Raw genomic sequence first — 12,080 nt, 5'->3', positions numbered from 1 at the left:
AGCGGACGCGACGGACGCGGCGGGCCCGAAGGGGCGGGAGGGTCCTGAAGGGGGTGCACGGCGCTCCGCTCGGCCAGGGCGCCCGCGGGCGTCCGGCGGCAGGGCGGGCCGCGGCCCCGCCGGCCGATCCCGCCGCGCGCCACCGAGCCCTCGACCTGCACGAACACACCACGGCGCCTGTCGTCGATCTCCCCTTGATCGTATCGGTCCGGCGCCGGGCGGCGGCCGGGCGGCGGCCGGGGGGCGGGTCAGGCGTCGATCAGGTCGATGAGGTCGGCGATGGAGGGCACCACCCGGTGCGGGCGGAACGGGAACCGGCCCACCTCGTCCTTGCGGGTCACCCCGGTCAGCACCAGGATCGTCTCCAGGCCCGCCTCCACGCCGGCGACGATGTCGGTGTCCATCCGGTCGCCGACCATCGCGGTCTGCTCGCTGTGCCCGCCGACGACGTTCAGCGCGGTCCGCATCATCAGCGGGTTGGGCTTGCCGACGAAGTACGGCTCCACCCCCGTCGCGCGGGTGATCATGGCGGCGACTGCGCCGCAGGCGGGCAGCGAGCCCTCCTGGGACGGGCCGACCGGGTCGGGGTTGGTCGCCACGAACCGGGCGCCGCCCTCGATCAGCCGGATCGCCTGGGTGATCTGGGAGAAGCTGTAGGTGCGGGTCTCGCCGAGCACCACGTAGTCGGGGCTGATGTCGGTGAGGACGTAGTCGGCCTCGTGCAGCGCCGTGGTCAGCCCCGCCTCCCCGATCACGTACGCCGACCCCTCGGGCCGCTGGTCGGCCAGGAACCGGGCGGTGGCCAGCGCCGAGGTCCAGATGAACTCGGCCGGGACCTGCAGCCCGAGCGCGGCCAGCCGCGCCGACAGGTCGCGGCGGGTGTAGATCGAGTTGTTGGTCAGCACGAGGAACGGCTTGCCGGAGGCGGCGAGCCTGCGGATGAACTCGTCGGCGCCGGGGACGGGGTGGCCCTCGTGCACCAGCACGCCGTCCATGTCCGACAGCCAGTACTCGATCGGCTTGCGCTCGGTCATGTCCCCATTGTCGCAGGTGGAGATCGTCGCGTGGAACGGTCCGGGGACGTCCAGGGGCGACCGGGGGGCGACCGGGCGGACCGTTGACCGGCGAGTGAGACAAATCATAGATTTGCCCCACGGTGCGCCGAACCGTGTTCGGTGAAAGGGCCGCTCGGCGGCGCGCCGGTGCAGTCCGCGGGAGGCGCGCGTGCAGAGCCGCGAAACGAACGGCCCCGAGCTGACGATCGCCGAGGTCAGAGCCCGGCTGACGGCCCCGGGCCAGCTCTTCGAGATGGACGAGGTCGACATCCGCGGCGTGCGGACCCGCGTCTGGAAGAACGCCCCGACCACCCTGCGGGACGTCCTGGAGCTCTCGCGCGGGCACGGCGACGCCCCGTTCCTGGTCTACGAGGACGACCGGCTGAGCTTCGCCGAGCACCACCGGCGCGCCGCGGCGTTCGGGCGGCTGCTGGCGGCCGAGTACGGCATCGCCAAGGGCGACCGGGTCGCGATCGCGATGCGCAACTACCCCGAATGGTCGGTGGCGTTCTTCGGCGCCGCCGCCGCCGGCGCCGTCGTCGTCCCGCTGAACGCCTGGTGGAGCGCCGACGAGCTGGAGTACGGGCTGCGCGACAGCGGCGCCCGGCTGCTGGTCGCCGACGCCGAGCGCGCCGAGCGCCTCGCCGGCGTGCTGCCCGGCCTCGGCATCCCGCTGCTGGTCGCCCGTCCAGGCGGCGACCCGCCCGCCGGCGGCGAGGCCTTCGACACCGCCCTCGCCCGCGCCCTGGACGACGGCGCCGACGGCCTGCCGGAGGTGGAGATCGGCCCCGAGGACGACGCCACGATCTTCTACACCTCCGGCACCACCGGACGCTCCAAGGGCGCCCTCGGCACCCACCGCAACATCACCACCAACCCGGTCAGCCTCGCCTACGGGCTGCTGTCGGCCGGCGTGCGCGCCGGCGCCACCCTCGAGCAGCTCACCACCCCGCAGCCGCGCGTCACCCTGCTCAGCGTCCCGTTCTTCCACGCCACCGGCTGCCACTCGGTGCTGGTGTCCAGCGCCCTGCAGGGCGGCACCGTCGTGCTGATGTACAAGTGGGACGTCACCAAGGCGCTGGAGCTGATCGAGCGCGAGCGCGTCACCGGGTTCGGCGGCGTGCCGACGATGGCCTGGCAGGTGCTCACCTCCCCCGACTTCGACAAGTACGACACCTCCAGCCTCACCGGCGTCAGCTACGGCGGCGCGCCCGCCGCGCCCGCCCTCGTCGACAAGATCAAGGAGCGGCTGCCGCAGCGGGTCCCCGGCAACGGCTACGGGCTCACCGAGACCTCCTCGGTCACCACCTACAACGGCGGCGTGAACTACCTGGAGCACCCCGACAGCGTCGGCCCGCCCGTCGCGGTCTGCGACGTGCGGGTCGTCGACCCCGCCACCGGCGAGGACCTGCCGGCCGGCGAGGTCGGCGAGCTGCTCATCGCCGGCCCCAACGTGATCAAGGGGTACTGGAACAAGCCGGAGGCGACCGCGCAGGCGTTCGCGGACGGCTGGTTCCACAGCGGCGACCTCGCCCGCGTCGACGACGACGGGTTCGTCTACATCGTCGACCGCGCCAAGGACATGCTGATCCGCGGCGGCGAGAACATCTACTGCGCCGAGGTCGAGGCCGCCCTCTACGAGCATCCCGCCGTCGCCGACTGCGCCGTCATCGGCGTCCCGCACGACGTCCTCGGCGAGGAGGTCGGCGCCGTCGTCGTCCCCCGCCCCGGCGCCTCGCCCGCGCCGGAGGAGATCCAGGCGTTCCTGCGCGAGCGGATCGCCGCGTTCAAGGTGCCCGTCCACTTCTGGTTCCGCGACGAGGGCCTGCCCCGCAACCCCGGGGGGAAGATCCTCAAGACCCGGCTGCGCAGCGAGCTGCTCGGCTGACCCGCCGCCCCGCCCACCGTCCACCCCGCCCGCCGCCCCGGTCTCCCGGCCCCCCGCTCACCGGCACCGGCGCGCCCGTCCACCCCCGGGCGCGCCGGGTACCGTGATCTTGTGAGCGAACAACGACCCACCGGCGGGATCCGCCGGATCAACGCGCCGGACCTGGCGCCCGGCCCCGGCTACAGCCACGTCGTCTCGGTGGACGTGCCCGGGCGCCTCGTCGTCGCCAGCGGCCAGATCGCCCTGGACGGCGACGGGAACCTCGTCGGCCCCGGCGACCTGGAGGCCCAGACCCGGCAGGTGTTCACCAACCTGCAGGCCGCGCTCGCCGCCGCCGGCGCCCGCTGGGAGCACGTGATCCGGCTCGGCTACTTCCTGCGCGACGCGTCGAAGGTCGGCGTGGTGCGCGCCGTCCGCGCGGAGATGCTGCCCGGCGGCGTCGACCCCGCCGCGTCGCTGATCCAGGTGTCCGGGCTGGTCCGCGACGACCTGCTCATCGAGGTGGAGGCCCTCGCCGTCGTCCCCGCCGCCTGACCCGGTCCCGGAGAACGCCGGAGGGGCGGGGCCCCGGGCCCCGCCCCTCCGCACCGGAGCACCGTCAGACGTTCACGCCGAAGTCGGCGGCGATGCCCGCCAGCCCCGAGGCGTACCCCTGGCCGACCGCGCGGAACTTCCACTCCGCGCCGTTGCGGTACAGCTCCCCGAACACCATCGCGGTCTCGGTGGAGGCGTCCTCCGACAGGTCGTAGCGGGCGATCTCCCCGCCGCCGGCCTGGTTCACCACCCGGATGAAGGCGTTGCGGACCTGCCCGAAGCTCTGCTGCCGGCCGTCGGCGTCGTAGATCGACACCGGGAACACGATCTTGGCGACCTCGGCCGGGACCGCCTGCAGGTCCACCTTGATCTGCTCGTCGTCGCCCTCGCCCTCGCCGGTCAGGTTGTCGCCGGTGTGCTCCACCGACCCGTCCGGGCTCTTCAGGTTGTTGAAGAACACGAAGTGCTGGTCCGACAGCACCTTGTTCTCCGCCGAGCACAGCAGCGCGCTGGCGTCCAGGTCGAAGTCGGTTCCGGTGGTGGTGCGCACGTCCCAGCCCAGACCCACCACGACCGCGGTCAGTCCGGGAGCCTCCTTGGTCAACGAGACGTTGCCGCCCTTGCTCAGACTGACTCCCACTGTGCCTACCTCCGTATCGGACCGGGCGGATGACCCTCACCCGCGGCCTGTCTTAGCAGAACGGTAGCCAGTCCCCGCGCCCCGCGGGGGGGGTCGCGCGGTGGCCGGGGGGGGGGGGCGGCCCCCCCCCCCCCCCCCACGCCGGCGCACCGCCCCGAGGGGGCCGCGGCGGGTCAGCCGCCGGTGAGGAACGCCGTCGGCGCGGTGATCACCGGCGGGAGCTCGAACGCCGCCGCCAGCTCCCCGGCGCGCGGCGCGAGCCCGTCGCAGGCCCGCCGCCGCGCCGCGTCCACCTCCTGCAGCCAGCCCGGCGGTACGACGCCCTCGTCCAGCAGGCCGTCGGCGCGGCGCGCCATCCAGTTCAGCGCGTGCAGGCGCAGCACCGGGCGCAGCGCCGCCGGGCCCGACTCGGCTGCGGCGTCGCAGATCTCCAGCGTGACGCGGTCGGCGCACGCGGTCGCGGTCCGCGCGGCGAGCACGAGGTTGTCGTTCCAGGCGGTGAACGGGTCGGCGCCCGCGTCGGCGGCGGCCCGGACCCGGGCGGCGAGCGCGTCGCGCATCCGCCGCTCGGCCTCGCGCGCCAGGAACAGCGGCACCCGCGGCGAGTCCAGGTCACCGCCGTCCGGCGGGCCCGGCACCGCCTCGGGCGGGGTGTAGCGGTCCAGGTCGGCCATCGCCCGCGCCGTGTCGTACAGGATCAGCTCGTTGTCGCCGCCGGCGTTCATGTAGGCGTGGGTGAGGCCCCGGTAGGCGTTGAGGCGCTCGACGGCCGCGAACCCCGGCGCGCCCGAGTGGACCCGGCACGTCGACACCGTCTCCTGCGCGGTGACGGTGGACGCCGCCTTCAGCAGCGCCAGGTCCCGGTCGACCGCCGACCACGGCGCCCACGCGGTCTCCGGCCCGCCGGCGGGGACGTCGGCGGAGGTGCGGCGGGCCTTGACGTGCGCGGCGACGGCGGTCAGCGCGTACGCCGACGCCAGCGCGCCCAGCACCGCCTCCTGCTGGTTGCGGTAGTCGGTCAGCGGGCGGCGCGGCGCGAGCCGGCCGAGGGTGGAGCGGCCCGCCGAGTGCGCCAGCAGCATCCCGGCGGACGCGCGGGTGATCGCGGCGGACGCGGAGATCACCGCGCGCCACACCGCCGGCGCGATGCCCATCGAGCGGGTCAGCCGCGCGGCGGGCGATCCGGCGGGGTCGTGGAAGGAGCCGTCGGCGTCGATGCGGGCGCCGTCGCGCAGCCACGCCTCGTAGGGGACGTGCAGGTCCTCCAGCAGCACGGCCGCGTAGTCGACCTGCAGGCCGGTGGTCTCGGGCGCCGGCACGACCCGCACGCCGGGCGGGACGGACCCGTCGGGGCCGCGGACCGGCACCGTGAACACGAACACCCCGCGCTCCTCGCCGCCGTGCACGAGCGTGGCGTACACGCAGGCGGTCTTGGGCAGGTCGGGGTGGGCGGTGCTGGTGGGGAACTTGGCGGCCTGCACGTCGGGGGTGTGCAGCACGAACCCGCCGGTGGCTGGGTCGTGGCGGGCGACGGTGCGCGGCGACAGGTGGCTGTTGCTGCGGCCGACCTCGGTCATCAGCAGCGTCCCGAACGAGTCCATCGACTCCAGCGCCTCGCGGGCGGCGCTCGGGCCGTCCTCGGCGGCGCCGAACCGGATGACGGGGCCGAGCGCCAGGGTGTAGTGCAGCAGCATCACGTGGAACAGCGCCGGGTCGGCGATCGCGGCGCGTTCCAGCAGCGCGCACAGCGCCGGCGGGTCGTCCAGCAGCTCGGAGGCGGGCGGCGCGGCGAGCCCGGCGCGCCGCAGCCGCGCGTAGGTGAGGGCCTGGTGGTCGCGGGCGGTGAGCCCGCCGGGGTAGGTGAAGAACTCCTCGGGGACGGCGTCGGCGAGCCGTTCGCGGAGTTTGGGGCCGGGGGACGCGCCGCGCACGAAACCGGCGAGGTCGCCATCGGGGGAGGTGCCCATGGACATGCCCATCGCGCTGCTCTCCTGTCGGGACGGAGTGGTCGGGCTGAAGGGGGCCGGGCGGAAGCGGGAGCGGGCCGGGGCCGGACCCGGGGGCGGGCCTGCGCGGGTCAGGCCTGTGGGTCGGGGGTGATGCCGGGCGCGGACTTGCCGACCGGCGGGCCGTCCGGCCCGATCGCCTCGGCGGCGCCGGGCGCGGTCTCGGTGGTGCGGGGCCGGGGCACGTCCTGGCGGGGCCGGTCGCGCAGCGGCACCAGGAAGGTGTGCGCGTCCGGGACGCTGAGGCGGGCGCACTGGCACAGCGCGTTGCCCGACCCGGCCTCGGCGAACACCGTCGCGCCGGCGGCGTGCACGGCGCGCAGCGTCTCCGGCAGCCGGACGGGCTTGACGATGCAGTCGGCCAGCGCGCGGTGCAGGTCGTCGTCGTCGCGGTAGGCGCGGCCGCGCACCGGGGAGTGCACCGGCAGCTCCAGCGGCCGCTGCGGGAACGCGCGGATGACCGAGTACCACTCGTCGTCGGCGCCGGCCATCGCGGGATGGTGCGACAGGTAGGGCACGGCGAGCCGGACGGCCCGCACCCCGGTGTCGCGGGCGGCGGCCAGCACCGCCTCCAGCGGCGCGTCGGGACCCGACACGACGGTGACCGACGGGGCGTTCAGGCACGCGACGACGACCTCGGGCGCGCCGGCGGCGCCGATGCAGGCGCGGGCGCCGTCCTCGCCGGCCTCCAGCAGCGCCATCCCGCCGCCCGCGCCGCGCCGGGCGAGGACGTCGACGAGGCTGACGGCCATCCGGGCGCCGTCGGCGATGGCGAACACCCCCGCGCAGACCATCGCGGCGATCTCCCCGAAGCTCTGCCCGACGGCGAAGCCGGGCTGCACGCCCATCGCGCGCAGCGCGCGGTCGACGGCGACGGAGGAGGCGTAGCCGGCGAGCTGGGCGACGCCGGGGGCGCGGGCCGCCGCCCGGTACCCGGCGGGGTCCTCCAGCAGGATCGCGCGCAGCGACGGCCACCCGTCCGGCAGGCCCTCCTGGACGGCGTCCAGGACGTCGGCGGCGGCGCGTGCGGCGGCGGGCCCGGAACGTGCCAGCGAGGGCAGGTCGGGGACGCCGGCCGAGCCGGTCCCGGCGAACAGGAACGCGCAGACGTCATCGGGTTTGAGCTCCCCGGCGGGGTCGAAGGGGCCGTCCGGATGGAAAGAGGAGTGGGACACGCGAGGTCTCCTTACCTGGAAGGAAGGCTCTCTTTTCTTTTCGGATAAAGGCCGCTTAACGAGGAGTTATGGAACACAAATCCTGAAATGGGATTATTCACTCATGGAATCGGCCTGGCAACCGTCGGTGCAACGGACGGACCGCAGCGCGGCCCCCGCCGCGCCGCGCCCGGCCACGACCGCCGGCCTCACCGCCGGCTGGGGGGAGCGACGCATGACCTGGAGCGACCAGCAGCCCGCGCACACCCGGTGGGCGATCCGCGGCACCGGCTCCTACCTGCCGGAACGGCGCGTGCCCAGCACCGAGGTGGCGCGCTCGCTCGGCCTGGAGGACGACTGGGTCGAGGAGCGCACCGGCATCCGCAACCGGCACGTCGCCGCTCCCGGGCAGGCCGCCTCCGACCTCGCCGCCGCCGCCGCGCGCGACGCCCTCGACGCGGCCGGGCTGCGCCCCGCCGACGTCGGGCTGATCGTCCTCGGCACCTCCACCCCCGACGAGCTCGGCCCCTCCACCGCCTGCCGCGTGCAGGCGGTGCTCGGCGCCCGCGGCGCCGCCGCCTTCGACGTCGCCGCCGCCTGCACCGGGTTCGTGTTCGGGCTGCAGGCCGCGCTCGGCTGGCTCGCCGCGCAGCGCGGCGCCGCCCCGTACGCGCTGGTCATCGGCGTCGAGGTGTACTCGCGGTTCCTCGACCCCGCCGACCGCGGCACCGCCGCGCTGTTCGGCGACGGCGCCGCCGCCGCGGTCGTCGGGCCCGTCCCCGCCCCCTACGGCATCGGGCCGGTGACGCTCGGCTCCGACGGCACCCGCGCCGGCGACGTCCTCATCCCCGCCGGCGGCTCCCGCCTGCCCGCCAGCGCGGAAACGCTGGCCGATCTTGGCCACACCATCCACATGGACGGCCGCGCCGTCCGCGGCTTCATCGCCGAGATGCTGCCCCGGCTGGTCGACGAGGCGTGCGAGGACGCCGGGATCAAGCCCGCCGACCTCGCCCTGGTCGTCCCGCACCAGCCCAACCCGCGGCTGGTGGCCTCGCTGGCCGGGCGCGCCGGCCTCGACCCCGCGCAGCTGATGATCGCCGGGGAGGACGTCGGTAACATCGGCGCCGCCAGCCTCCCCTACGCGCTCGACCGGGCCGTGCGGACCGGCCGCGTCGGCGGCGGCGACCTGGTGCTGCTCGCCGGGTTCGGCGCCGGCCTGACCTGGGGACACACCCTCATCACCTGGCCCGCCGCCTGACGCCTCCGGGGCGGGCGGCATGGCCGCCCGCCCCCGCCCCGCCGGGGCCGTCACCGGCCGAGCAGGCCGGCGACCGAGCGCAGCAGGTCGCGGGTCTCGGCGCGGCGGTCCCAGGCGATCACCGCGCAGACGGCCGCGAGCGCGGCCGGGAACAGCGCCCACGCGGCGTCCAGCACCAGCAGGTGGGTGAGGACCGCGCCCGCCAGCAGGCCGATCAGCGCGGTCGCGGCGAACCCGGCCAGCCGCGGCACCACCAGCCCGATCGCGCCGGCGGCCTCGACGGCCCCGGTCACGTACCGGAACCACTGCCCCCAGCCGATCCGGGTGAAGGTCTCGACCGCGTCGGCCTGCCCGGCGAACTTCGGCATCGCCGAGGCGAAGAACAGGAACGCGGCGATGAGGGACTGCGCGGCCCACAGCGCGCGGCGCAGGACGCGGCGGCGGCCCTCGACGGTGCCGGTGGCGGGGGTGGCGAGGATCTGGGTGACGGTCATGGCGGTGTCCTTCCGTGCGACGTGCTCGTCTCGTGCCTTCACTGACGCGTCGCACGGACGGACGCCGGATCGACATCCCGCCGGATTTTTCTCCGATTTTTTTCGCGGGCCGCGTCACCGCAGGTCAGCGACCACCCGGAGCGCCCCCGCACCGGCGTCGGCGGGCGCCTCGCGGGCGTTGTGGCGGGCGGCGATCGCGGCGGTGACGCGGACGAACGCCGCCAGCGCCCGCGACCGCGACTCCTCCGGCCACGCCAGCACCAGCGTCGTCGGCGGCGCGTCGGGCACCGGCACCGCCGTCAGGTCGTCGCGCAGCAGCCGCCGGTAGGAGCGGGGCAGCACCGCCACCATCCGGCCGAGCGCGATCAGCTGCATCACCTGGCCGCCCTCGGTCACCATCGGGCCGTCGCCGTCCGGCCGGTACGGGGTCCGCGGCAGCACCTCGCCGTCCAGGTCGGCCATCGACACCTGCGCCCGGCCCGCCAGCCGGTGCGTCCGGGGCACGACGACGACCTGCGGTTCCACCACCAGCTCCTCGACGGCCAGGCCGGTCAGGTCGGCGCGCGGCGCGTACAGCAGGGCGGCGTCGGCGCGGCCGTCGTCCAGCGCCTGCCGCGCGCCGTAGCCGAACACCATCTCCACCGGCAGCGCGTCCGGTTCCCGCTCGTACTCGGCGAGGATCTCCGGCAGCAGCCCGCCGCCGTCCCCGCCGGGCTTCATCGCCAGCGCCAGCCGCGCCCCGGACCCGCCGGCCCGGCGGGTGCGGCGCACCGCGGCCTCGACGGCCGCCAGCGCCGCGCCGCCCTCGGCCAGCAGTGTCTCGCCCGCCGGGGTCAGCGTCACCCGGCGGCTGGTGCGCTCCAGCAGCCGGACGCCGAGCCGCCGCTCCAGCCGGGCGATCGCGCGCGACAGCGGCGGCTGGGCGATGCCGAGCCGTTCGGCGGCCCGCCCGAAGTGCAGCTCCCGCGCGACCGCCACGAAGTAGGCCAGCTCCCGCGTCTCCACCACATCCATACCTCCAGGGTATCGATCGGGGTCCGGTCGGTGTTGGAGTCCGGCCCGGGGGCGGTGGTGGAGTGAAGGACATGACCGAGACACCGAATAACGGCAAGGTCGCCCTGGTCACCGGGGCGAACAAGGGAATCGGCCGCGCCATCGCCGAAGGGCTCGCCGCGCGCGGGATGACCGTGCTGCTCGCCGCCCGCGACCCCGACCTCGGCGGGAAGGCGGCGGCGGACCTGCGCGACGCCGGGTACGACGTCCGGTTCGTCCTGCTGGACGTCACCGACGACGCGAGCGTGCGGGCCGCCGCCGACACCGTGGCCGCCTCCCCGGGCCGCCTCGACGTGCTGGTGAACAACGCCGGCATCTCCGGCGGCGTCCGCGACCTGCCGTCCGAGGCGGACCTGGACCGCACCCGCCAGGTGTTCGAGACGAACCTGTTCGGCGTGATGCGGGTGACCAACGCGCTGCTGCCGCTGCTGCGCCGCTCCCCCGCCGCGCGGATCGTCAACGTCTCCAGCGGCACCGGGTCGCTGGCCCACATGACCGACCCGGACCACTACTTCTGGAACCTCGGCGCCGTCGCGTCCTACCCGCAGTCCAAGGCCGCGCTGAACATGCTGACCGTCCAGTACGCCAAGGAGCTGCGCGACACCGGCGTCCTGGTCAACGCGGTCGCGCCCGGCGCCTGCGCCACCGACTTCGCCACCGAGCACATCCGCGCGGGCCGCACCATCACCCGCACCGCCGAGCAGGGCGCCGCGATCGCGATCCGGATGGCGACCCTCCCGGACGGCGGCCCGACCGGCGGGTTCTTCGACGACGACGGCCCCGTCCCCTGGTGACCCGTCCCCGTGGTGACCGGGCGGGCGGCCCGGTCACCACGGCGACAGGACCAGGGCCTGGACGGCCAGCGCCGTGGCCGCCTGCGCCGCCAGCCACCACCGCGCCCCCCCACCCGGCACCGACCCCGCGCCCGGCACCGAACCGGGGGCCCGCAGCGACGCGGCCGCCACCAGCCACGCCGCGAACGGCACCCAGATCCGCTCGACCTCGCCCTTGGTCACCCCCGACAGGTCCAGCACGACCACGCCCAGCAGCGCCGCGCACGCCGGCAGCGCCACCGCGGCCGCCGGGGACATCGCCCTGGTCCGCGCGGCGCGCCACAGCGCACCCGCCGCGCGCGGCAGCGCGTACGCGACCGCGGGGCCCGTCAGCAGCCCGAGCACCGCGAGGTCGCCGAACAGGAAGTAGGCGTAGGACCGCTGCGCCGAGCCGCGGCTGACGAGGTAGGTGTCCAGGGTGGCGCGGACGCCGTCCGGCCACCAGAACCCCAGCAGCGTGAACGCGGCCGGCACCACCACCAGGCCCGCGCCCAGGCACGCCAGCACCCGCGGGCGCGGGCGGGACAGCAGCAGCACCGCCAGCGGCACCGCGAACAGCGGCAGCAGACCGTACGACAGGTACGGCAGGCTTCCCAGCAGCACCCCGCCGGCCACCGCCGCGACGGCCGCCGACACGGGACCGGCGCGGCGGGCGGCGACCGCCGCCAGCGCGGTCCCCCACGCGGCGACGGCGAGGAAGAACGCGTCCATCGCGGTCGCGACCCACAGCGCCAGCGGCGCCAGCACCAGGAACGGCACCGCCGCCCGCGCCGCCCGCTCCCCCGCGACGCACCGCAGCGTCACCGCGATCGCGGCGACCGCCGAGGCGCCCGACGCGATGACGAACGCCGCCGCCCACCCGGTGCCGGGCAGCCCCGCCTTCTCCAGCGCGAACAGCGTCAGCGTCGGCAGCGGCGGGTGCCCCCGCACGTGCGTGGTGTAGCCGCCGAGCCGCTCGGTGAACGTCCGCAGCCACTCCAGCGGGTCCGGCCGCACCTGCGCCAGGCCCGCCGGGTACTCGGTCGGCGCGTCCAGCGGCCGGGCGAGCGCGTCCCAGCCGTCGCAGGCGGCGAGCGCGACCGCCCACAGCGCCGCGCCCGCCCACGCGGCCGGCAGCAGCGTCCGCCACCGCAGCCGCGACGCCGCCCACGGCAGCACCGCCACC

The 12,080-nt window shown here is 75.9% G+C and carries 11 protein-coding genes; 4 read left to right on the top strand and 7 right to left on the bottom strand.

Annotated features, from left to right (window positions below; genetic code table 11):
• Positions 1 to 248: 248 nt before the first annotated feature.
• On the bottom strand, positions 249 to 1,034 hold the full coding sequence (locus F9B16_RS44110; protein WP_151546231.1) for an HAD-IIA family hydrolase: 786 nt from the start codon (positions 1,032 to 1,034) through the stop codon (positions 249 to 251).
• Between the two features lie 190 nt (positions 1,035 to 1,224).
• Between F9B16_RS44110 and F9B16_RS44105 the strand changes: the two genes are divergently transcribed.
• Together F9B16_RS44105 and F9B16_RS44100 are read left to right on the top strand one after the other, a co-directional pair.
• Positions 1,225 to 2,943, top strand: coding sequence for a class I adenylate-forming enzyme family protein (locus F9B16_RS44105; protein ID WP_225992481.1), 1,719 nt, complete (start codon positions 1,225 to 1,227; stop codon positions 2,941 to 2,943).
• A 111-nt stretch (positions 2,944 to 3,054) separates the two neighbouring features.
• On the top strand, positions 3,055 to 3,477 hold the full coding sequence (locus tag F9B16_RS44100; protein ID WP_151546230.1) for a RidA family protein: 423 nt from the start codon (positions 3,055 to 3,057) through the stop codon (positions 3,475 to 3,477).
• A 64-nt stretch (positions 3,478 to 3,541) separates the two neighbouring features.
• Here F9B16_RS44100 and F9B16_RS44095 read toward each other — a convergent pair whose 3' ends face one another.
• The 3 genes from F9B16_RS44095 to F9B16_RS44085 all read right to left on the bottom strand — a co-directional run bounded on the left by F9B16_RS44095 (position 3,542) and on the right by F9B16_RS44085 (position 7,298).
• Positions 3,542 to 4,117, bottom strand: a complete 576-nt coding sequence (locus F9B16_RS44095; protein WP_151546229.1) for a TerD family protein — start codon at positions 4,115 to 4,117, stop codon at positions 3,542 to 3,544.
• A gap of 173 nt (positions 4,118 to 4,290) precedes the next feature.
• Complete coding sequence (locus F9B16_RS44090) at positions 4,291 to 6,096, bottom strand: acyl-CoA dehydrogenase family protein (protein WP_225992480.1); 1,806 nt, start codon at positions 6,094 to 6,096, stop codon at positions 4,291 to 4,293.
• A 98-nt stretch (positions 6,097 to 6,194) separates the two neighbouring features.
• Positions 6,195 to 7,298: an ACP S-malonyltransferase gene (locus F9B16_RS44085; RefSeq protein ID WP_151546228.1), complete on the bottom strand. Its 1,104-nt coding sequence runs from the start codon at positions 7,296 to 7,298 to the stop codon at positions 6,195 to 6,197.
• Between the two features lie 214 nt (positions 7,299 to 7,512).
• Here F9B16_RS44085 and F9B16_RS44080 point away from each other — a divergent pair, with 214 nt between their 5' ends.
• Positions 7,513 to 8,535: a 3-oxoacyl-ACP synthase III family protein gene (locus F9B16_RS44080; RefSeq protein WP_151546227.1), complete on the top strand. Its 1,023-nt coding sequence runs from the start codon at positions 7,513 to 7,515 to the stop codon at positions 8,533 to 8,535.
• Positions 8,536 to 8,585: 50 nt separating this feature from the next.
• Here F9B16_RS44080 and F9B16_RS44075 read toward each other — a convergent pair whose 3' ends face one another.
• Positions 8,586 to 9,029, bottom strand: a complete 444-nt coding sequence (locus tag F9B16_RS44075) for a DoxX family protein (protein ID WP_151546226.1) — start codon at positions 9,027 to 9,029, stop codon at positions 8,586 to 8,588.
• 114 nt (positions 9,030 to 9,143) lie between these two features.
• Complete coding sequence (locus tag F9B16_RS44070) at positions 9,144 to 10,043, bottom strand: LysR family transcriptional regulator (RefSeq protein ID WP_225992479.1); 900 nt, start codon at positions 10,041 to 10,043, stop codon at positions 9,144 to 9,146.
• A 71-nt stretch (positions 10,044 to 10,114) separates the two neighbouring features.
• Here F9B16_RS44070 and F9B16_RS44065 point away from each other — a divergent pair, with 71 nt between their 5' ends.
• Positions 10,115 to 10,876, top strand: coding sequence for an SDR family oxidoreductase (locus tag F9B16_RS44065; RefSeq protein WP_151546225.1), 762 nt, complete (start codon positions 10,115 to 10,117; stop codon positions 10,874 to 10,876).
• A gap of 33 nt (positions 10,877 to 10,909) precedes the next feature.
• Here the strand turns inward: F9B16_RS44065 and F9B16_RS51760 are convergent.
• A partial coding sequence (locus tag F9B16_RS51760) for a hypothetical protein (protein WP_192809292.1) occupies positions 10,910 to 12,080 on the bottom strand: 1,171 nt, incomplete at its 5' end.

The sequence above is a fragment of the Actinomadura montaniterrae genome, from assembly GCF_008923365.1.
Classification (GTDB): domain Bacteria; phylum Actinomycetota; class Actinomycetes; order Streptosporangiales; family Streptosporangiaceae; genus Spirillospora; species Spirillospora montaniterrae.
Note: the sequence above shows the minus strand (reverse complement) of the source record. Positions and strands in the feature narration are given on the sequence as shown.

Excerpts from the sequence above, each read along its gene's own strand:
- F9B16_RS44065 (WP_151546225.1), top strand. The coding sequence starts at position 10,115 with ATGACCGAGACACCGAATAACGGCAAGGTCGCCCTGGTCACCGGGGCG.
- F9B16_RS44070 (WP_225992479.1), bottom strand. The coding sequence starts at position 10,043 with ATGGATGTGGTGGAGACGCGGGAGCTGGCCTACTTCGTGGCGGTCGCG.
- F9B16_RS44075 (WP_151546226.1), bottom strand. The coding sequence starts at position 9,029 with ATGACCGTCACCCAGATCCTCGCCACCCCCGCCACCGGCACCGTCGAG.
- F9B16_RS44090 (WP_225992480.1), bottom strand. The coding sequence starts at position 6,096 with ATGGGCATGTCCATGGGCACCTCCCCCGATGGCGACCTCGCCGGTTTC.
- F9B16_RS44080 (WP_151546227.1), top strand. The coding sequence starts at position 7,513 with ATGACCTGGAGCGACCAGCAGCCCGCGCACACCCGGTGGGCGATCCGC.
- F9B16_RS44110 (WP_151546231.1), bottom strand. The coding sequence starts at position 1,034 with ATGACCGAGCGCAAGCCGATCGAGTACTGGCTGTCGGACATGGACGGC.